Raw genomic sequence first — 21628 nt, forward strand, 5'->3', positions numbered from 1 at the left:
ACGATATTCTACTATTACGTTCGTTATTTTAATAGATAAGTTTAAGTGAGATTCATAAAAAGCTGGCAAAATCTATTTACTAATTGAATTAAAAGTAAAAAGATAACGTATCTTAAAAGTATAAAATCGATGAAAAATTTTCGGAATAGGTGATCATGTTGGTTCAACATAAAGGATTAGTAATGCGGGAAATCCGATTGGACGAAATGGGCCAATCCATTGATTTATTGAACTATGTTTTTCAAATGTCCATGTCCATAAAAAAAGACCGGCGTTTTGTTAGTGAAAAGAGTCGACAATTTCATGTCGGACACGCCCTTGGTTGGTTTGATGGAGATCAATTAGTATCTCAAATTTTAAGTCTCCCGTTTCAAGTAAATATTTATGGAGTCGCCTATGAAATGGGAGGAATAACCGCAATCGGTACGTATCCAGAGTATTCAAAACAAGGTTTAATGGATCAGCTAATTAAAGAAACATTAACGGTTATGCGTAATGATAATCGTTATATTTCTTATTTATTCCCCTTTTCGATTCCCTATTATCGGAAAAAGGGCTGGGAAATTATGAGTGATATTGTGGAATTTCAAGTGAAAGATACCCAATTCCCAAATTATAAAGAAGTAGCTGGTCAAATTCGACGAGTAGACACACTAGATGAAGATGTTTTACATGTTTATGAAAAATATGCCTCCCATGCCCACGGAGCGATGATTCGAAATTCAATTGCTTGGAATGAAAAATTTCATGAAGATTATTGGGAAGAAAAATTTATTGATTCCAATGTGCATCTTCAAGCAGCTGTTTACTATGATGAGGAAAATAAACCGCAAGGCTATATGTTTTATCGCATTATGGAAGAAAACTTTTATATAGATGAAATTATTTATTTACAAGAAGAAGCAAGAAAAGGATTATGGAATTTTGTATCAGCCCATAAATCAATGGTATACAATGCCTATGGAAAAACAGCTGGTAATGAGCCGGTTGCCTTTTTACTAGAAGATAGTGAAATCATTCAAAAGGTTTCACCATACTTTATGGCTAGAATTGTGGATGTGCTAAAATTTCTTGAACGTTATCCTTTTGATGAACCTAATTTCCATATTCGATTCCATATTAGCGATCCATTAGTGGAATGGAATAATGGCATTTATGATATTGTCTCAGAAAACTGGAAAGTAAAAATATCTACAGTCGACGAAAATGATCGTGAAGATATAACCGTTGAAATGTCGATCCAAACGGTAACTACGATGCTACTCGGATATAAACGGCCTAAATATCTTCAAAAGATTGAACGGTTGAAAGGTGCAGATGACACTATCGCGGTTTTGGAAGATGTACTTCCCGTAGGAATTCCAACATTTATAGATTATTTCTAAAAAAGTAGTCCAAAGAAATGGACTACTTTTTTAAAAGCTATTATATGGCTAAGTATTATTATATTTATTCAACAAGAATCAAATTAATTGAAAAAAATGTATGAAATAGTACTTTATTTATTCAATAGAAAATAAATATAAATAGGATAATATAAAATTGCTAGTTTAGGGGAGATGGCCTAATTGGAAGAAACGATAAGTTTACAAGATATTTTAAAAGTGATTAAAAAACGATTATTTTTAATAGTTTCGTTAACGATTATTTCCGTTATTATTGCATCCGTCGTTAGTTATTTTATTTTGACGCCAGTCTATCAAGCCTCCACTCAAATTCTAGTCAATGAACAAAAAAGTGAAACAGAATCAATTCAAAGTCAAGAAATACAAGCAAACTTGCAATTGATCAATACGTATAATGAAATTATAAAAAGTCCCGTCATCCTAGATAAAGTCATAGAACGGTTGGATTTAAATCAAACGACACCCCAATTATCTGAACAAATTTCTGTATCAAATGTTGAAGAATCTCAAGTTATTAGTATAAGTGTTGAAGACGAACAATATTTCGAAGCAGTCAATATTGCGAATACAATTGCTGAAGTATTTCAAGAGGAAATTCCTGTTTTAATGAATGCTAACAACGTTACCATTTTATCTCCTGCTGTCCATCTTGAAAATCCAAGTCATGTAAAACCAAATGAATTAATGAATATTGCTATTGCGACAATGATCGGTTTACTAGTTGGAGTCGGACTTGCTTTCCTACGTGAATATTTAGATACGACAATTAAAACTGAACAAGATGCAGAAGAACTATTAGGAATTCCTATTATCGGTATTGTAAGCCCAATCCCTGAAAAGGAATTAAATAAACGTCCCTATTCCCCAAATTCAGAATTAAGTCGTAGTAAAAGTAGGAGGGAAAAACTTGTTTAGGAAAAAAAGAAGAAGGAATACGATGGCAAGAAAGGTTATTGTAAAGGAAAATCCGAAATCCGTTATAGCTGAACAATATCGAACGATTCGTACAAACATAAATTTTTCCATGCCCGATAAAGACTTTAAAACGATTCTTGTTACTTCAGCTGGGCCGAGTGAAGGGAAATCAACGACAGCTGCAAATATTGCAGGGGTTTTTTCTGGCGAGGACAAGCGAATTATTTTAGTCGATGCGGATATGCGAAAACCTACATCCCACCATACATTTAAAGTTTCAAATATCTATGGATTATCTGGAGTGCTAACTAGACAGTGTGAATTAAGTGATGCAATCCAACAAACGGATATACAAGGACTTTACGTACTTCCGAGTGGTGCAATCCCTCCTAATCCTGCTGAATTGTTAGATTCGAATCGCATGAATCAATTACTTGAAACGTTGAAGAGTCAGTTTGATTTAATTATTTTTGATACACCTCCAATTTTGACTGTTACCGATTCACAAATATTATCAAATAAATGTGATGCGACGATTTTAGTTATTAATTCTGGAAAAACAGAAAAGGAAATGGCCGTTAAGGCAAAGGAAATGCTAACCTTATCAAAGGCGAATATGATCGGAGTTGTATTAAATAATTTCACTATTGAAAAGAATCACTATTTCTACTATCAATAATATAGAAAAGCAAAATTAGTTAAATTTCAGATTAAGAGGTATTTCCTAGCTTTCGATGGATACCTCTTTTCAAAAACTTTTTAAGTAGGTGTATTTGAATGATTGATATTCATAGCCATATTTTATTTAACGTTGATGATGGACCTGGAATTTTCCAACAATCAATTGATATGTTAGAAGCTGCTACAAAGGAAGGGATTTCTGACATTATCTCCACATCCCATACGTGTCATCCCCAATATCATGTTTCTGCTGAACTAGTTAAACTGCAAGTACATGAACTACAAAACGAATTACATCGACGCCATATCCCCCTTTCAATCCACCTCGGTCACGAAGTTCGTTTATGTGAAGATATCATTAATTTAGTAAAGGAGAAGGAAATTTTATCTTTGGCCGATTCGAACTATTTACTTCTAGAATTACCATCCAATCATATCCCCCACTATACAAAAAATATCATTCACGAATTACACAAAATAGGGATTATACCTATCATTGCTCATCCAGAACGGAATAAAGCTATCGCACAAAAGCCTGAACGACTTGAGCGATTAATTCGAGAGGGTGCAGCAGCTCAAATAACGGCTGGAAGTATTGTCGGTCATTTTGGACGTACCATTCAAAAATTATCAATGGAGCTTATGAAAGCAAATTTAGTTCATACTTATGGTTCAGATGCTCATCATGTAAAAAGGAGACCGTTTCTTTTTAAACAAGGTCTTTTTTATTTAGAAAAGCATAAACTTTTAGATTTAGTAGACCTTTTTATGGAAAATAACAAAAGAATTATAGGAAATGACTCGTTAATTATGTATGAACCAGACGTTTCTTCGAAGAAAAAGCGGAGTCTTTTTACCTTTTAACTAGATATATTGTCTTATTGTTAATTTTCATTAATTCAAAAAACATAATTAAATAAGTCTATTTGTTCAGAGTGATTGAATGAAATATTTAATTTTATAAATTGAACGGTACAATTTATTTCAAAAATACTCTTTGTTATTATTTTAGATGGTATATTGTACTTATAAATTTCATATAAAGTATAGGAAATCACTTTCCTAGAAGTAATACCTGTTCTGAACTTCTAGTGGATGTAGGAAGATAGTCTTAAAAAATGGTTGAAGCTTTGGTGAAATTTTAATAGACAGTAGAAATTGACATTCTGCTTTCTCTTTTTTTAATAGAAATTGTTAATTTTTTCTATATAAGGATGTTTATTTCCAGATAGGGGATGGATTAGATTGGCTCAATTACTATTAACGACAATTATCAATGAACGATTTTTAAATTTAGATGTATCTCATTATGCTTCATCAGTTTCCGTGATACATCAACATTTAGAAGAAGCTGATAACGAACCAATAGGTTGGTTAAATGGACCGTTACTCATGGATGAGGAGTATTTAAATTCCATTTTAACGGTTTCAGATGAAATTAAAAAACGGGCAGATGTATTAGTAGTAATTGGGATTGGTGGTTCTTATTTAGGGGCTAAGGCAGTGCAAGAAGCGCTTTCTCCTTATTTTAAACATCACGAAAAGGGAATTGACGTCATATATGTAGGATTTAACTTAAGCGGGGCTTATATGAATCAATTAATTGAAAGTCTATATGACAAAGAATTTTATATTAATGTCATTTCAAAGTCAGGGTCTACGATGGAATCTTCCCTTGCTTTCCGAGTTCTTCGTCAATATGCAGAAGAGCGTTATAAAGAGGAGGCAAAAAACCGAATTATTGTCACAACAGATCCGGAAAATAGTCTACTAAAAGTGATAGCTGAAAACAATGGTTATCGTAAGTTTGATATCCCTTCCAATGTAGGTGGACGTTACTCACTCTTAACTTCTGTAGGGTTATTACCTATTGCAGTTGCAGGAATAAATATTTGCGAACTACTAGAAGGAGCAAAAAAGGCGGCAATTGATTTGAAAGATAGTAGCCCAGAAAAAAATGAGGCATACCGTTATGCCGTTATTCGTCATGCTTTATACACCAAAGGTTATCGCATTGAGTTATTAGCATCCTTCGAACCAGCTCTTACTTCGATACATGAATGGTGGAAGCAATTATTTGGAGAAAGTGAAGGGAAAAATAAAAAAGGATTATTTCCTGCTTCGGTAAATTATTCAACGGATTTACATTCATTAGGTCAATTTGTTCAAGATGGCAGTCCATTACTTTTTGAAACATTTCTTCATTTTAAAGAGATTTCAGATGATTACTACATCCCGTATAAGACATTAAATGATGACTATTTAAATTTTTTAAGTAACCGTACATTTAATGAAATCAATTCAATTTCAAAACAAGGTACAGTCCTTGCCCATGCAGAAGGGGGCGTACCAATCATACAAATAGAAGTAGATCGTCTTGATGCTTTTCACGTGGGGTATGTTATTTACTTTTTTATGAAGGCATGTGCGATGAGTGCTTATTTATTAGATGTTTATCCATTCGATCAACCAGGTGTAGAAGCTTATAAGAAAAAAATTACCCAGCTCTTAATCGAAGAAAGCATTATCCATTAACTTTATTTTTTACTGAAGGGGAGACCTACGAATGAAAAAAGTTAAAAAAGCTATTATACCTGCTGCCGGCTTAGGTACACGTTTTTTACCAGCGACAAAAGCGATGCCAAAGGAAATGCTTCCGATTGTAGACCGACCAACGATTGAGTTTATCGTGGAAGAAGCGATTCAATCGGGGATTGAGGAAATTATTATTGTGACAGGTAAAGGGAAACGGGCAATTGAGGACCATTTCGATCGAAATATGGAATTAGAAGAAAACCTTTTAAAAAAAGGGAAAGTAGATGTTTTAGAAAAAGTGAATCAGTCCTCCCAAATTGAAATTCATTATATACGACAAAAAGAGCCAAAAGGACTTGGACATGCCATTTGGTGTGCTCGGAAATTTATAGGGAACGAACCTTTCGCAATACTACTTGGGGATGACATTGTACAATGGGATATTCCTTGTACAAAACAGTTAATAGCCCAATACGAACAAATTCAATCATCTGTGATTGGTATTCAACAAGTTTCCGATAAAGAAACGAATCGTTACGGAATTATTGATCCAATTAGTCAATTCGATCGATTATATAAAGTAAATCAATTTGTTGAAAAACCGCCACTAGGTACAGCGCCTTCCAACTTAGCCATTATGGGAAGATATATTTTAACTCCTGAAATTTTCCAATTTTTAGAAAATCAAGAAGCTGGTACAGGTGGGGAAATTCAATTAACGGATGCTATTCAAAAATTAAATGAAATTCAACCTGTTTATGGTTATGAGTTTGATGGTGTCCGTTATGATGTTGGAGAAAAACTTGGATTTATTCGTACAACTTTGGAATTTGCATTGAACAGTAAAGAGATTGGACCACAGGTAGAACAATTATTAAAAGAAATATTAATGAAAAGATTCTATACACAAGTTCAATAGATTAGGACGTTTAATGAACATCTAGTAATAGGAAAAATAGATAGTAGTAAAACCTTTAAAACTAAATGCGCTAATTTATGATTGAGAGATGGTGAATCATATTGTCTGTCACAACTACAAATGAACAGGCTACAAGAAAAAAGGGAAGGGAGCAGAATAGTCCGGTTATATTGAAAGAACATAAAGGATATTTAATCAGTAAGCGAATTATGGATATTATTGGTTCCTTACTTGGAATGATTATACTAATTCCTGTTTTTATACTTATTACGGTACTTATTAAATTAGAAAATCGAAATGGTCCAGTTTTCTTTAAGCAAGTTCGTGTCGGTAGAAACGGAAAGGAATTTACAATTTACAAATTTCGTTCCATGATCTCCAATGCAGAAGAGTTAAAAATGTTATTACTAGAACAAAACGATATAAAGGATGGACCTGTATTTAAAATGAAAGAGGATCCAAGGGTTACGAGGATTGGGAAGTTTATTCGGAAAACAAGTCTTGATGAACTTCCCCAATTAATCAATGTGCTAAAAGGGGATATGAGTCTAGTCGGACCAAGGCCCCCCCTTCCAGAGGAAGTAGCCCAATATTCTAACTATGAAAAACAAAGGCTAAAGGTAACTCCAGGATTAACGTGTTATTGGCAAGTGAGTGGTAGAAGTAATATCGGCTTTGATGAATGGGTTCGACTGGATTTGAAATATATGGAAGAACGAAATATGATCATTGATCTAAAATTAATATTCAAAACCGTATTCGTTTTATTAGGATCAAAGGATGCGTACTAAAGGGTAATCCACTTTATTGTACAAAGGAATAGGCGTTTTTCTAAAAATACATATACGAAAGCAATGTATTTTTTCGCTAGTAGCTTTAACCGCAATTAAGTAATAATGATATCGAATTAAAAGGGATTAGGAAATGATTTTAATCGTAGGTGGCGCAGGTTATATTGGTAGTCATGTTGTAAAAGAATTAGTGAAAGAAGAACAAGTTGTTGTTTTAGATAACCTTTCAACCGGTCATATCGAAGCGGTTGACGAAAAGGTAACTTTTATCCACGGGGATTTAGGAAATGAAGCGGATTTACGTACTCTTTTTTCCGAATATGCTTTTAATGGAGTAATGCATTTTGCGGCAAATAGTTTAGTAGGAGAATCGGTTAGTAATCCCCAAAAATATTACGCTAATAATATTGTATCTACCCTTACTCTGCTGGAAGTTATGCTCGATAATAACGTGAACAATTTTATTTTTTCTTCCACAGCTGCTACCTATGGTATTCCGAAAGTGGAAATAATTAATGAATCGGTCGAAACAAATCCAATCAATCCTTATGGGAAATCCAAACTTATGGTGGAACAAATTCTAGAAGATTATGCTGCGGCCTATGGGTTAAATTATGTTACATTGAGGTATTTTAATGCAGCCGGTGCAGATGAAACTGCAGAAATTGGTGAAAGTCATAATCCAGAAACCCATCTTATTCCGATCGTGTTGCAACATTTAGCTGGATTAAGAGAGCAAGTATCAATTTTTGGTAATGATTATGACACACCAGATGGGACATGTATTCGTGATTATATACATGTTACAGACCTTGCAAAAGCTCATATAGTAGCTCTTCAATCATTAATAGATGGAAAAATAAAACGGCGACCTACAATCTAGGGAATGGATTAGGTTACTCGGTAAAAGAAGTGATTGAAATTTGTGAATATGTGACAGGGTTGAAAGCAAACGTGGAAATGACAAAACGGAGAAGGGGTGATCCAGCACGATTAGTTGCCTCTTCAAATAAAATTTATGAAGAGCTCGGTTGGAAAGCAGAGAGAAATTTAGAACAAATTATTCAAAGTGCTTGGAAATGGCATCAACATCCAAAGTATTAAACATTTACGAACTCGGCTAAGAATGTGGCCGAGTCTTCTTTATAAGTATAGTAAAGAAGACTTTTTATACTATCATTCAACATGATAAAAGGAAGGTATCTCAATGAAAGTAATCTTTACGAAATGGAAGTCTCAAAAATTACCAAACGATTTGTGGGAAGAATTGAATGCGATTTCTGAAGATGAGAAAAAAATGGAAGATCGTTTCTATCAATATGTTTCCTTTGGTACAGGAGGCATGCGCGGTTTAATTGGTGCTGGAACGAATCGCATAAATATTTATACGATACGTCGCGTGTCGGATGGATTGGCCCGTTATATTGAATCCAAAGGAAATGAGGCAAAAAAACGTGGTGTAGTAATAGCCTATGATACGCGTCTTTTTTCAAAAGAATTTGCCATCGAAACAGCTTGTGTACTGGGCGCCCATGGGATAAATTCCTATATTTATAAGGAACCAAGACCAACACCACAGCTTTCCTTTACGGTTCGGGAATTGAACGCCTTTGCAGGAGTAGTCATTACAGCCAGTCATAATCCGAAACAATACAATGGTTTCAAAGTGTACGGAGAAGACGGTGCTCAACTTGTACCATCAGGTGCCGAAGCCATCATTAAATCGATGGAGCAAATTGAAGATATTTTTGACATCGCAGTTTGGGACTTGAAGTTATTAGAAATGGAAGGGTTAGTCCAATGGATATTAGAAGACTTTGATGCAAAATATATTGAAAAGCTATTAACGGTAAAAGATCGGGACAATATTGATCGAAATATAAACATTGTTTATAGCCCGTTGCATGGAACGGGATTAGTCCCTGTTATAGAAGGATTGAAACAGCTTGGATTTCATAATGTCCATGTAGTAGAACAGCAAGCCTCTCCAGATGGTCACTTCCCAACGTTAGAATACCCGAATCCAGAAGAACCGGCTGCATTTGACTTGGCGATGCAATTAGGAGAAAAAGTTGGGGCAACAATTTTATTCGCAACAGATCCGGATGCGGACCGAATCGGGGTTGCTGTTCGTAACGGGGAACAATATGAACTATTAACTGGCAATCAATTAGGGGCACTGCTATTACATTATATTTTACAAAACCAATTTGAAAATAGAACGCTGCCTTCTAATGGAGCTATCATTAAAACCATTGTAACGTCAGAACTTGGCGCTAAAATTGCATCAAAATATCACATCAATACGATTAATACATTAACTGGCTTCAAATTTATTGCTGAAAAAATAGAAGAATTTGAACAAACGAAACAACATACTTATTTATTTGGTTATGAAGAAAGTTATGGCTATTTAATGAAAACTTTTGTTCGAGATAAGGACGCGGTTCAAATCGCATTGAAAGTTGCGGAAATGGCTGCTTATTATGAATTGCACGGAAAGACGTTGTTGGATGTTTTAAATGACTTGTTTAAACAATTCGGATATCATCAAGAAGCCCTTGTATCCAAAGTGTTCGAAGGAAAAGACGGTCAAGAAAAAATGAAAGCTATTTTAAATGACTTTCGAAAATATCCACCTACTGAAATTGGCGGGATACCTGTTATAAGAGTAGAAGATTATTTAACTAGTGTTACGATAAATGCAGATGGGTCCATTGAAGATATTCTTTTACCGAAGGAAAATGTATTAAAGTTTGTATTAAACAATGATTCATGGGTTGCTATCCGTCCTTCCGGGACAGAACCTAAGTGTAAGTTTTACTTCGGTGTTGTGGCCACTTCTAAAATGGAAGCGGAAAAACAGTTAGACCAATTAAAAAAATTCTTTACAACATCACGCCTTCCAATTTAGGAAGGCTTTTTATTTTTGCTTCTGTTTTCCTTTAATAATCGAATAATATGAACATAGGATGAATAGGTTACATCGAACTAATTTGGAGGTGTAATCAATAAAAAAATGAAACTTTATTATTGGTTATAAAGTATATATAATTGGTTTAGAAAATAGGAGGCAAGTAAATTGAAAAACACAAATATTTTACGTAAAGTCTTGAAGCATTTTGCTATTATGTGGCTTTTAACAGGGGTTGGATTCTTTGTTGGTAGTGTGTTACCACCAACTGTTCTATTACCTGTATCCATCATTACCATTTTACTATTAATTATCGCAATCTTTGTTCGAAACATTCGAATGATGAATACAATTCTATATTGTATCCCATTTTTAGTAGGGATTACGTTTTTCTGGAGTACGCAATTCTACATCGATCAATTAGGTATGGAAACCGTACTTATTACTCTAATTGGTACAATAGTAATCTTCGCCATTCTAGGGTTTATTGGTAGTGTTACAAAATCCGATTTGTCTGGGTGGGGTGGATATCTATTTGGAATTCTATTAGTTGCGATTTTAGTTTCCATCGTTTTCTTCTTCTTTACGCCGTCTAACTTCATATTATTGCTTTTAGCAGCAGTCATTATTTTAATTTTCGTCTTATATACAATTTACGATTTTAATCGAATTGCAAAAGGGCATGTTTCAGAAGAGGATGTTGTAAGCTCGGCATTAGATTTATATTTAGATTTCATTAACCTATTCTTAAATATTTTAGAACTGATTTGGAGAATAAGAGAAGAGTTTAAATAATTACGTAGTAGCAAAATGATAAGAGTGAGGACACCTAATAGATTCGTTAGGTGTCTTTTTTTGTGATGATAGGGCTCAATTAAACAAGTAATCTAGCACAACTGAATGTAGTTAAATTATGGAAAATACTTTTGCTATATAGTATAATTACCTTAATTTACTATAATTGTAGAGTAACATATTTTAAAATCATCCTTTTTGTTTCCCATGATTAACGGATGAACATGGGAACATTATTAATGAAAATAATAAGGGAATGAGTTTAGTGGAGAACATTCATGTCAAAGATAAAAGTCGATATTGATAGAGTTAATGATTTGACCCCTAGCTTTTCACAAGTTGCCACAAAAGTATCGAATACTACAGACAATGTTGCATCCATCCGATCTCAAATCGATTACCGTATTAAAGCACGACATGGCATCGGTGATCAATTGTACAAAATATCGAATGAATTACAAACGATTGAAAAGAATATGAAGAAGTTAGTATCCTTCCTTCAAAATTCGATGGATAAGTATGCAGCTGCTGAAGAGAAAATTGCTAGGCAAGTTCCTATGTTACCTAATGTGATAGGAAAAAATAACATAACTATTGATGCAAATGGTAAAATACAAGTGATGGATGAATACGCCCAATTTAATACTAATAGAGCCATTGATCCAAATACCGGTGAATATTTATTTACATATGAAGGTCAAAGGCAAGTATTGGGGGGAAATAGTTCTGGTACACCAGATGCTATTTCTCAATTAGTAAATTCAGTAGATGATTTATTATATGAAATCTTTCTAAGTGATATAGTTACTCTTTTTGACCCAAGCGCTTCAGATTCTGAAAGAGCCATAGCAAGAGCTTCTATGACTCCGCTGGGTAAAGCGATAAAAGTTATAAAAGGAGCAAAAGTCGCGAAGGATGTGCTCGATAATTCAGAAGACATTGCAAAAACTGTGGATAAAGCAGAAAATATTAAGAACCTCTCAAAATCTGTAGATAAGACGAAAGAGATACAAGATAAAACAATTTCTGATTTAGAAGTAAAACAACTAGGGGAATACATAAAGGATCTTGAGAAGAAGCAGGTAGATAAGGGGACGGGTGAAGAGTATAAAAACTATAAAGCTGTGGAATATACTGGAACAACAAAGGTTAATGGAGAAGAAAGAGATATTAGCAGACGGGTTTTTCAAAGGATTGATATCGATTATAAGAGAATCGATCCTGATACTGGCATGACAAATTTTCAATTAATGAAAAAAGGAAGAGCACCAATTTGGAAAGATGGAACGGTTATAGAGCTTCATCATTTAATCCAAAGAGAGCCAGGATCAATGGTAGAAATTCCTGCAAGTATGCATGATGAATATAATAAAATTTTGCATGGTTTGGTGGAGAATGGTGGGAGCTTTAGAAATGACCCTGTATTAAAAAAGCAATATGACAACTTTAGAAGTAAATATTGGAGATGGAGAGCTAAGCAAATAGATAAAAGTGAATTGTAAAAGGAGGAACCTTGATTGGATAAAGAGGAATTAATAAACTTTATTAATGAACATAAGGAACCAGATGACTTTACAGGTGGAGTAGATGAAAGTCAAATTAATTCAATCCAAAATGAGCTAGGGGTGGAATTACCAGAAAGTTATAAGTGGTTTTTAACTACCTATGGTTCTGGTGGGTTATTTGGAGTTGATATTTTAGGAGTGGCTAAGTCAAATAGAGCTCCTGTTGTTGTTAATACAAAGAGATATAGAGATTTAGGAATGGACAAGGATTTAGTAGTTATTGAAGATGCTGGAGAATATGCTTATTGTCTATATATCAGTGAAATGGAGAATAATGAGTGCCCGGTAATAGCGTGGAATAGACCAGGGGGACTTGATGACTACAATACAGCAAAGGATTTTTATGAGTTTTTATCACAAAGGTTGTTGGATGCAAAAGAAGCATGGGAAGAAGATTATTAAGATAGATAAATAGAAAGAAATTATAAATGAGATTGCTGAAAATTAAAAACTCTTGATGGTTGTGGTACTGACCATCATTTTTGAGACAATAAGAAAACACCCTACTTTACAGTTAGTTGACGGTATTTAACCGGCGATTGGCTGTTTAGTTTCGTTTGAATACGGATATTGTTATAATATTTTATATAGTTTTCGACGATTTGGATCACATGCGCATTCGTTGTGCGATTGATTCCGTCGAGATAGAACGTTTCAGACTTTAGCGAGGAGTGAAACGTTTCAATTGGAGAATTATCAGCGGGCGTGCCTTTACGAGACATGCTCATGGTAATTCTTTTTTCTTTTACTGCCTTTTGATAGTCATAGGACGTATATACAGAACCTTGATCGCTATGCAGGATACAGCCTTCAGGTAATTCTGGTAGCTGATTTAATGTATCTAAAACAAACTCTGTATCTTGAGTAAATCCGATTGTACGCGCTACAATCTCGCCATTAAAGACATCTAGAATACTTGAAAGATACATCATTGATTGACCAAAAGGCAAGTAGGTAATATCTGTTACTAACTTTTCAAATGGTGCTTCCGCTGTAAATTCACGATTTAATAAATTCGGTGCGACGTATGCTGGTTGTCCAGTGCGTTTACGTTTCTTCACTTTTACTCGACACTGCCAACCATATTTTTGCATTACTTTTTGTACTGTATTTTCACTTATCGGTTCTCCATAAATGCTTGTGATTTTTCGGTATCCGTATCGATATTTATGAAGTTTACACAACTCACCCATTCTCTTATCCCGAATGTCTTTCTTTGTTTCAACGTTATTATTCTTTTTCCAACGATAATAAGATGATCTACCTACCCCCAAGTGGTCACAGATTTCGCCAATTGTCATGACTTCTTTTAGTTCTTCTACCAATTGCACAACTATTCTTGGTACCACTTCCTTTCCCATTCTGCGTACTTTTTTAAAACTTCAATTTGTTGCTTTAAATAACGGTTCTCAGCCTTTAATTTAGCTGTTTCATTTTCATATTCTGGTCCTTTACCATAGGTATATTGCTTTCCAACTGGCTGTTCAAGGCGATGAAGTTCTCCATTTCGATACCACTTCATCCACGTTTTTAGTTGTGTATAATTTCGAATATTCAATTCTTCTAAAACTTGATTAACAGGTATTCCTGCTAATCTCATTTCGATTGCTTTCATTTTAATTTCTACTGGATAACTAACTCTTGTTCCCATAGAAAAAACACCTCCACGTTGGATTTATAGGTTTAATACCCGTTTTTCAACGAAAGGTGTTTTTATTTGTCTCATTTTTTTAGGTCAGTGCGAATACCCGTTTTTCAACGAAAGGTGTTTTTATTTGTCTCATTTTTTTAAGTCAGTGCGCTTTTAACTTTCATGAGTGAGGGGATTTTTAGTTATTTACACAATCTATTATAATTTCCTAAAATATCCTTTTCTTTAAAATCAAAGAGGATTTTTAAGGGGTAAAATAGAACTATTTATTTAAGAAAATAGTAAAGGGGAGATGTTATTTTGGGTAAATTGTATAGATGTTTAACTTTTTTATTTCTCTTAGTATTTATTATAGTGGTTCCTTTATATGCGTTTGCCGAAGAGTCTGATAGTGTTGTAATACCATATGTAGCGGGTACATGGGATTACAAAGGTTCGCAAACACTTAACTTATTGTATGTTAGTTCAGCATCAACAAATACTTATACTGCAACTGACGGTGGCAATTTTAAGATAGATATAACTGGTACTAACCGATTAGAAAATTATGTAGAAGCAAGAATTGTTATTAATGGGCAGGTGTCTACAACTAAAAAGGGAGCTATGTATTGGGATGGTACTGGTACTATTGAATTTAATAATATTCCAGTAGGTGCTAAAGTATGGTTTATAATAAATGTCCAAAATCACGATTCTCTACAATTAAAATTTTATGATTAATTAGAAATAAAAAACATCTATCGAAATAGATGTTTAGTTTATCCTTTTTTCCTCATTATTATAAATATGGATGTTAACAGAACTTTCTTTTACAAGTAAATTTGAAGATAACTTTTCGTTTAAAATCCTATTTATTTTACTTTCAATTTCCTTACTCAAGCTTATCTCTTGTTCTTTTATTAAAGTGTGTACTTCTATTATTAGATTTGGAGTTGATTCAGTTATATTTATGTCCCCAATTTGATTTGGATAGGACTCAGATAAACTTTCGTGTATTGTTTTGGTAATTTCGAATAATGAACCTTGTTTTTCTTTGTCTTCTTCATTTAAGAATTGTTCAATTTTATTTTTTTCAATTTTAATTGAATAATTTTCAAATGGAGTTGATTTAATTATATTTTTAACAATTGATTTAACTTCATCTTTAACTGAGTCATAGTATCGTTTACTACCATTAATGGGAATAATGATCTCGTTTGATGTATAGTCGGGATTTGAAGCTATACTAGATGCTCCTATATCATATTTGTATTGTAATTCATTTTGAATATTTTCGAATAATTTATTTGTGTCAGTAGCTGAAGGAATACTTTTTTTGGCGTAAGGATGAATAGTGAAAGCGAAAATACCACCTAAAATCAATAATAATCCAAAAATAAAAATTAACCTCTTCGTGTCTGTTCCTCCTCTATTCTAATAAAATATATGTCCAATTTTAAGAAAAAATGCTTAAAATTCTAAGCTGTAAATAATAAAAGTGAATCGGTTACACTAAGTTGGACAGATACTATAAGGGCTAGTAGACTTAACATACTAACCTAAAGGGAGCCTGCTATTATGCCACGTCAACGTCGAACTTTTACAACAGAATTCAAATTACAACTAGTAAAGCTTTATGAAAATGGAAAGTCTCGTGCAGATATCTGTCGAGAATATGAAATAACGCCTTCTGCGTTAGATCGCTGGATTAAAAACCATCAAGAGACTGGCTCATTTACTGCAGAAGACAATCGTACTGAAGAAGAAAAGGAATTAATTAGATTACGAAAAGAAAACCAACGTTTAATGATGGAGAATGACATTTTAAAGCAAGCAGCGCTGATCATGGGACGAAAATAGATGTGATTCGAAACAACGCTCACAAATATTCAGTATCAGCAATGTGTAACGTCCTCAACATCGCCAAAAGCACCTATTACTATCACGCCAATCTGCGTGAAAAAGAAGCACATGACAAAGAAGAAGTTGAGCTTTCCAACGATATTCAACGCCTTTTTAAGGAAAGTCGTAGTAACTATGGTACTCGTAAACTTAAAGTAGAATTAGAGAAACAAGGTAAGATTGTTTCCCGTCGTCGAATCGGTCGAATCATGAAACAATTAGGACTGGTATCAAATTATACTGTGGCCCAATACAAGCTGCATAAGCAAACCTGTAATGAAGCACCAATCAAAAATGAGTTAGATCGGCAGTTTAAAACAGAAGAACAATTCGCAATAGTTGTCAGTGATTTAACATACGTCCGTGTTGAGAAAAAATGGCACTATGTATGCTTATTTGTCGACCTTTTCAATCGAGAAATTATTGGTCACAGTACCGGTCCAAATAAGACAGCAGACCTTGTATATCAAGCATTAGCTAGCATAAAAGGGAATTTACATAACATGAAGATGTTCCACACAGACCGTGGGAAAGAGTTTGATAACAAACTCATTTCAGGGGTCTTAGAGACATTTGGGATTCAGAAGTATGAAGGCTGCCCTTATGATAATGAAATGGCCGAAGCGATGTTCAAAGTATTTAAAACCGAATTCGCAAATGGCGCACACTTCGCTTCTCTTGAACAGCTATCTCTTGAACTTAATGATTATGTTCATTGGTTCAATAACATTCGAATTCACGGAACACTAGGCTATTTAACGCCTGTGGAATTCAAGAATAGGTCCTTATAAAGGTTGTCCGGTTTTGTGTTGACATTCCAAATTAACGAACTATTAGAAGAAGAAGGGGGAAAACTTTTTTTACCTTATGATCCGGAAGATTGGGAAGAGGATAATACATATTATACGAAATTGAAAGGATTAGAATGGACATTTATAACTTGCTTAAAAAATTATGCAGATGAAAAGAATTTTAATAAAACTCCTATTGAAACCTTTATTAAAGTTATTTTATCTAATGTAGTTAGTAAAGTAATTAAAATTCAAGAAGCAAGTGAACAGTGGTTGTGGAATGATCTTCCCTATGTGGTATATGATTTTGATAAGGTAATAATTAATACTATTACTAGAAAAGATGATGATGGATTTAATAAATAAATATCAAACAAAAACAATACTAAATTTTAGTTATTAAAGTGAGGATATATATGAAATTATTATTTAATAAAATATCACCATTTAAAATATTTTTCTATATTCTACGTCATAGAAAATGTCATAGTTGCGGAAATACACATGTGGGTAATGGAGAAGGGAAATTTGAATTAACGGAAAAAACTTTTAAACGTGAGTGTAAATGTGGTGCTACTGTTCAAACGGGATTTGATAAATAAAATTTAATTATGATATTACCCTCTATTAAATTAAAAAAGTGTGGTGAAAATCGTGAGAATACTCTCTTTCGTTTACCTTTCTACTCTATTAATGGTTTATTTTGTATTTAAGGTATTTTTTATAACACTCTTTCTATTAATAGTATTAGGACTAATTTTAGTCGGTATCCATAATTTAACGGGTCTATCTTATCCTACCTTTTCTAAATCTTTTTTTATTTCTCTAGTATTATTGGCCTTTATTTTATCTTTTCTTATTCCATTTAAAATTGAAGAAAAAATATTTTCCGAATAAGATATTAAGAAGCTGAATAACCTGCAAAATAAGTGAAAATAAAAGGAGATATTATTATTGGATAACTATTTGATTAAAGCTTATTTGAAAGGAGAATAATAATGGATTCTATAGAAAAGGCAAAAAAGGAAATTAAAGAAAGATTGAATTTAATATTATTTTTATTAATTTTAATAGCATTTTCATTATTGAATACCCTAATAGATATGCAGACAGAATATGCGAGTATAAATGCTATTAATTTTTTACTTAGTTTTAGATTCTTAGAACCAAATGGGATATATGCTCCATTTATGAAGTTAGGAAATGTGATTAAAGCGTGTTATTGGTTGGTAATAATATTGATTATTTTGTATAACTTAATCGCACTTATTAAAATTAGAAGATTAAGAAAAAATTGAATCATTAATTTGCAAAAGAAGAAGATTTGAAGAAGTCTCTTTAATTATGAGTAGAATAGAAATTGAGGATTTATACAAACGATTACAGGAAACAATTTGTACTTTACTTAATACTTCTTAAAAATTAAGTGATAAGAGGAAGAGGAATAACTAATGGAAAGGTAGTTAAATTTTATATGGATGGAATTTCACCCCCTGATTGTTAACGACTAGCTGTACCCATGCCCTTGAAATGGCCGCTTTCCTTATTAACATTCAACCAGGGGATGAAGTGATTATGCCATCCTACACTTTTACTTCTACAGCAAATGCATTCGTTTTAAGAGGGGCGAAAATTGTTTTTGTTGATATTCGGCCCGATACGATGAATATTGATGAGAACAAAATAGAGGCTGCTATTACGAAGCGAACTAAAGCAATCGTACCAGTCCATTACGCTGGTGTGAGCTGTGAAATGGATACGATCATGGATATTGCGCACCGTTACCAATTATATGTAATCGAAGATGCCGCTCAAGGATTAATGGGGACATATAAAGGACGGATGTTAGGAACCATTGGCCATATAGGAACATACAGCTTTCATGAAACAAAAAATTTCGTTTCTGGTGAGGGCGGTGCTTTGCTTATTAATGATGAGCGTTTTATCGAACGAGCTGAAATCATCCGAGAAAAAGGGACGGATCGTTCCCAATTTTTCAGAGGACAAGTAGATAAATATTGTTGGCAAGATATCGGTTCCTCCTATTTACCAAGTGAACTAAATGCTGCCTATTTATATGCCCAATTGGAGCAAACTGAGCTAATATTAGAAAGCCGTTTATCCCTTTGGAATGAATATTATACTCATCTTCAATCTTTGGAAGAACATCATTTAATTGATTTACCGGTTATTCCAAATAATTGTCAACATAATGGGCATATATTTTATATTAAAGTGAAAAACGGTGATATAAGAACAAGTTTAATAAATTATTTAAAAGCACAGGGAATTCAAAGTATGTTTCACTTTGTTCCACTTCATTCTTCACCTGCAGGAAAACGGTATACAACGTTCCATGGAGAAGATATTTATACAACAGTAGAGAGCGAACGACTACTCAGATTACCTTTATATTTTGACTTATCGACCGTTGAAGTAATTGTTTTGGCGATAAAAGGATACTTTATGAACATGTTGGAAAAAAGGGTTTTAGAATTATGATGAGTAGAAAGAAAATGTTAGTAACAGGTGGTTCTGGTTTTATTGGAGGAAATTTTGTTCAATACATGGTTCAACATTATCCAAACTATGACATTTACAATTTAGATGTGCTCACTTATGCCGCTGATTTAAGAAAACATAAAGCGATTGAAACAAAACCAAATTACTTTTTTATCCATGGGGATATTACCGATTTTACAACGATCTATTCGTTGTTTAAAAAAGAACAATTTGATTTTGTTGTTCACTTTGCTGCTGAAAGTCATGTGGATCGTTCGATTCAAAATCCGCCGATTTTCACCCATACGAATGTATTAGGCACTCAAGTATTACTAGAAGCAGCTAAACAAGTAGGGATTGAAAAGTTTATTCATATCTCAACGGATGAAGTCTATGGAGAACTAGAATGGGATGAGCCTACTTTATTTACAGAAGAAACACCGCTCCAACCAAATAGTCCATATAGTGCGAGTAAAGCTTCTTCTGATTTACTCGTTCTTGCCTATTTTAAAACGTACGGCATGCCGATTAATATTACGCGGTGTTCGAATAATTATGGACCGTTTCAATTTCCCGAAAAGCTAATTCCTTTAACTATTTTACGGGCATTAAAGGACGAAAAAATTTCGGTTTACGGAAATGGGGAAAATATTCGAGATTGGTTACATGTGATGGACCATTGCAAAGCGATCGACTTAGTTGTTCATGAAGGAATAAGCGGAGAAATTTATAATGTTGGAGGGAATAACGAATGGCAAAATATTGAGATTGTCAAGATCATCTTACAATCCTTAGGTAAGTCGGAAGAACTAATTACGTTTGTAAGGGATCGGTTAGGCCACGATAAACGGTATGGGATCGATGCAACAAAGTTACAGCGATTAGGTTGGAAACCAAAATATACCTTTGATAAAGGAATCTCTGAAACAATTCAGTGGTATTTAAACAACGAAGATTGGTGGGGGCCCATATTGAATAAATCCTATCAAACTGTTCAATGATTTTTCTAAGACACAATAAAATGGTGATAAATTGAAGAAAATTCTTAACAACCAATACTTATTGTACTATTTGCTTTGGCCCATCATCGTCGTTCCAAAGGAAGTACAATTTATATTGATCGCCCTCATTTTATTTTTATTTCTATGTCAAAGAAAGAAGCTCTATTTTGACAAGCTAAGTTTACTAGTTGTATTGTATCTGTTTGTCTATGGATGTTCGATTCTCTATAATTTATTCGTTTATTCCTATAATAGCGAACGAATTTTTGCTACGGTCAACACTTTTAGCATTTGGATCATGGCGTTATTTTTTTATCTACATTTTAAAAATAATAACATCGACATTGAAAAGATAAAAAAGATTACTTTTTATAATTATTTGTTGTTAATTGGCCTTTGGTTCGTAAGTATAGGCATGTACTACGGTATAGGAATGAAAGATGTAACTATTTTAGGGAAAGTCCTTTATTATTCTGAATGGTTCAATCAAAGGGAAGTAATGCGATTTGTTGGGATAATGGATTATACAAATCTTGTCATTATGTTTTGTCTGTTTTTCTACCCTCTATTTTGTTGGTATGTAATCGAAAACAAAGGGAAGTTTCTGCGCTGGCTTTACATTTTATTAGGGGTTATGCCTATCATTAGTACGTATTCGCGTAGCGGCTATATTGTCATATTAATAGGGATCTTGTTCTTTGTAGTGAAATATCTGTCCAAACAATTGAATAAAAATCTATTTATTTTTCTAACTCTAGTAGTTCTATCAACCATGATTGCTATTTTCATGTATACCGATTTATCACAAATTGTCGTTATGACAATGTATGAATTAGTTCACGCGCGGGAAGGAAGTAACGATAGTCGAACTTTTTTAATGCAGGAAAGTATTAAAGTAGCACTAGAAAATTCACCGATTATTGGACTAGGTATTAAAGATCGATCGGTTTTAGGTTATCCCCTTGGATCCCATTCAACCTTTGTAGGTTTCATTTATAAAACGGGAATTATAGGGTTTATGATCGGAAGTCTTATTTTTCTAGTAATTAACTTAAAACTAATATTTTTGAAGGACATGATTTATAAAACGATATTAAAAGTTTCCCTTTTACTCATGTCGATTTTATTTGTAGTAGAAGATATTGATGGATCCAATTGGCTAATTGTCGTTTATTTCATATTTGTTTCTATACTTTTTAATCGAAATGATAAATTCCATCATTCTCCAAAACCTCTAGTATCGCATGAGTACCGATTTAACAATAACGAAGGATAAAAAGG

The 21628-nt window shown here is 33.4% G+C and carries 21 protein-coding genes and 1 pseudogene; 20 read left to right on the top strand and 2 right to left on the bottom strand.

What is annotated here, in order from left to right; translation table 11 throughout:
• Positions 1-158 precede the first annotated feature (158 nt).
• From MHH69_RS06085 to MHH69_RS06140, 12 genes and pseudogenes are all read left to right on the top strand, one after another.
• On the top strand, positions 159-1385 hold the full coding sequence (locus tag MHH69_RS06085; protein ID WP_122970431.1) for a GNAT family N-acetyltransferase: 1227 nt from the start codon (positions 159-161) through the stop codon (positions 1383-1385).
• 183 nt (positions 1386-1568) lie between these two features.
• Entirely contained in the window at positions 1569-2321 is a 753-nt protein-coding gene (locus tag MHH69_RS06090) for a YveK family protein (protein WP_341361897.1), read from the top strand.
• Positions 2314-3000 carry a CpsD/CapB family tyrosine-protein kinase gene (locus MHH69_RS06095; RefSeq protein WP_341361898.1) on the top strand — a complete coding sequence of 229 codons (687 nt, stop codon included), beginning with the start codon at positions 2314-2316 and terminating at the stop codon, positions 2998-3000. The genes MHH69_RS06090 and MHH69_RS06095 overlap by 8 nt, the downstream gene beginning before the upstream one ends.
• 98 nt (positions 3001-3098) lie before the next feature.
• The gene (locus MHH69_RS06100) at positions 3099-3866 is read left to right on the top strand and encodes a tyrosine-protein phosphatase (protein ID WP_122970434.1); all 768 of its coding nucleotides are present in this window, start codon (positions 3099-3101) and stop codon (positions 3864-3866) included.
• 381 nt (positions 3867-4247) lie between these two features.
• Positions 4248-5537, top strand: coding sequence for a glucose-6-phosphate isomerase (locus MHH69_RS06105; protein WP_341361899.1), 1290 nt, complete (start codon positions 4248-4250; stop codon positions 5535-5537).
• Between the two features lie 31 nt (positions 5538-5568).
• A complete protein-coding gene (galU, locus tag MHH69_RS06110; RefSeq protein ID WP_122970435.1) occupies positions 5569-6456 on the top strand; it encodes a UTP--glucose-1-phosphate uridylyltransferase GalU in 888 nt (295 codons plus the stop codon).
• Positions 6457-6557: 101 nt separating this feature from the next.
• Positions 6558-7247 (top strand): sugar transferase, encoded by a 690-nt coding sequence (locus MHH69_RS06115; RefSeq protein WP_445954563.1) that lies wholly within the window; start codon positions 6558-6560, stop codon positions 7245-7247.
• Between the two features lie 133 nt (positions 7248-7380).
• Positions 7381-8351 (top strand): annotated as a pseudogene (galE, locus tag MHH69_RS06120) (UDP-glucose 4-epimerase GalE).
• Between the two features lie 103 nt (positions 8352-8454).
• Positions 8455-10161, top strand: a complete 1707-nt coding sequence (locus tag MHH69_RS06125) for a phospho-sugar mutase (RefSeq protein WP_341361900.1) — start codon at positions 8455-8457, stop codon at positions 10159-10161.
• A gap of 168 nt (positions 10162-10329) precedes the next feature.
• Entirely contained in the window at positions 10330-10956 is a 627-nt protein-coding gene (locus tag MHH69_RS06130; RefSeq protein WP_341361901.1) for a Bax inhibitor-1/YccA family protein, read from the top strand.
• Positions 10957-11234: 278 nt separating this feature from the next.
• Complete coding sequence (locus tag MHH69_RS06135; protein WP_341361902.1) at positions 11235-12458, top strand: HNH/ENDO VII family nuclease; 1224 nt, start codon at positions 11235-11237, stop codon at positions 12456-12458.
• 15 nt (positions 12459-12473) lie between these two features.
• On the top strand, positions 12474-12923 hold the full coding sequence (locus MHH69_RS06140; RefSeq protein WP_341361903.1) for an SMI1/KNR4 family protein: 450 nt from the start codon (positions 12474-12476) through the stop codon (positions 12921-12923).
• A 101-nt stretch (positions 12924-13024) separates the two neighbouring features.
• Here MHH69_RS06140 and MHH69_RS06145 read toward each other — a convergent pair.
• Positions 13025-14172, bottom strand: a protein-coding gene (locus MHH69_RS06145) for an IS3 family transposase (protein ID WP_341361548.1) whose coding sequence is annotated in 2 segments (ribosomal slippage) — positions 13025-13899 and positions 13899-14172 — 1149 coding nt in all. Because the reading frame shifts where the segments join, the coding sequence is not laid out codon by codon here.
• Between the two features lie 300 nt (positions 14173-14472).
• Here MHH69_RS06145 and MHH69_RS06150 point away from each other — a divergent pair.
• A complete protein-coding gene (locus tag MHH69_RS06150) occupies positions 14473-14892 on the top strand; it encodes a hypothetical protein (protein WP_341361904.1) in 420 nt (139 codons plus the stop codon).
• 33 nt (positions 14893-14925) lie between these two features.
• Here the strand turns inward: MHH69_RS06150 and MHH69_RS06155 are convergent, their stop codons facing one another.
• On the bottom strand, positions 14926-15534 hold the full coding sequence (locus MHH69_RS06155; RefSeq protein ID WP_341361905.1) for a hypothetical protein: 609 nt from the start codon (positions 15532-15534) through the stop codon (positions 14926-14928).
• Between the two features lie 195 nt (positions 15535-15729).
• On the opposite strand from MHH69_RS06155, the gene MHH69_RS06160 reads away from it, so the two are divergent.
• From MHH69_RS06160 to MHH69_RS06190, 7 genes are all read left to right on the top strand, one after another.
• Positions 15730-16844, top strand: a protein-coding gene (locus MHH69_RS06160) for an IS3 family transposase (protein ID WP_341361906.1) whose coding sequence is annotated in 2 segments (ribosomal slippage) — positions 15730-16009 and positions 16009-16844 — 1116 coding nt in all. Because the reading frame shifts where the segments join, the coding sequence is not laid out codon by codon here.
• Positions 16845-16859: 15 nt separating this feature from the next.
• The gene (locus MHH69_RS06165) at positions 16860-17210 is read left to right on the top strand and encodes a hypothetical protein (protein ID WP_341361907.1); all 351 of its coding nucleotides are present in this window, start codon (positions 16860-16862) and stop codon (positions 17208-17210) included.
• Between the two features lie 50 nt (positions 17211-17260).
• Positions 17261-17446, top strand: coding sequence for a DUF3797 domain-containing protein (locus tag MHH69_RS06170; protein ID WP_341361908.1), 186 nt, complete (start codon positions 17261-17263; stop codon positions 17444-17446).
• A gap of 396 nt (positions 17447-17842) precedes the next feature.
• Positions 17843-18142, top strand: a complete 300-nt coding sequence (locus MHH69_RS06175; RefSeq protein WP_341361909.1) for a hypothetical protein — start codon at positions 17843-17845, stop codon at positions 18140-18142.
• Between the two features lie 199 nt (positions 18143-18341).
• Positions 18342-19346 (top strand): dTDP-4-amino-4,6-dideoxygalactose transaminase, encoded by a 1005-nt coding sequence (gene rffA, locus MHH69_RS06180; RefSeq protein ID WP_341361910.1) that lies wholly within the window; start codon positions 18342-18344, stop codon positions 19344-19346.
• On the top strand, positions 19346-20347 hold the full coding sequence (rfbB, locus tag MHH69_RS06185; protein WP_122970507.1) for a dTDP-glucose 4,6-dehydratase: 1002 nt from the start codon (positions 19346-19348) through the stop codon (positions 20345-20347). Before rffA ends, rfbB begins: the two co-directional genes overlap by 1 nt.
• Positions 20348-20762: 415 nt before the next feature.
• Complete coding sequence (locus tag MHH69_RS06190; RefSeq protein WP_341361911.1) at positions 20763-21623, top strand: O-antigen ligase family protein; 861 nt, start codon at positions 20763-20765, stop codon at positions 21621-21623.
• Positions 21624-21628: the final 5 nt, after the last annotated feature.

The organism is Ureibacillus sp. FSL E2-3493 (assembly GCF_038077515.1).
GTDB lineage: Bacteria > Bacillota > Bacilli > Bacillales_A > Planococcaceae > Ureibacillus > Ureibacillus halotolerans.

Bases quoted from the DNA above. Each gene is read 5' to 3' on its own strand.
- MHH69_RS06135 (WP_341361902.1), top strand. From the start codon at position 11,235: ATGTCAAAGATAAAAGTCGATATTGATAGAGTTAATGATTTGACCCCT.
- MHH69_RS06125 (WP_341361900.1), top strand. From the start codon at position 8,455: ATGAAAGTAATCTTTACGAAATGGAAGTCTCAAAAATTACCAAACGAT.
- MHH69_RS06190 (WP_341361911.1), top strand. From the start codon at position 20,763: ATGTACTACGGTATAGGAATGAAAGATGTAACTATTTTAGGGAAAGTC.
- rfbB (WP_122970507.1), top strand. From the start codon at position 19,346: ATGAGTAGAAAGAAAATGTTAGTAACAGGTGGTTCTGGTTTTATTGGA.
- MHH69_RS06175 (WP_341361909.1), top strand. From the start codon at position 17,843: ATGGATTCTATAGAAAAGGCAAAAAAGGAAATTAAAGAAAGATTGAAT.
- galU (WP_122970435.1), top strand. From the start codon at position 5,569: ATGAAAAAAGTTAAAAAAGCTATTATACCTGCTGCCGGCTTAGGTACA.
- MHH69_RS06170 (WP_341361908.1), top strand. From the start codon at position 17,261: ATGAAATTATTATTTAATAAAATATCACCATTTAAAATATTTTTCTAT.
- MHH69_RS06100 (WP_122970434.1), top strand. From the start codon at position 3,099: ATGATTGATATTCATAGCCATATTTTATTTAACGTTGATGATGGACCT.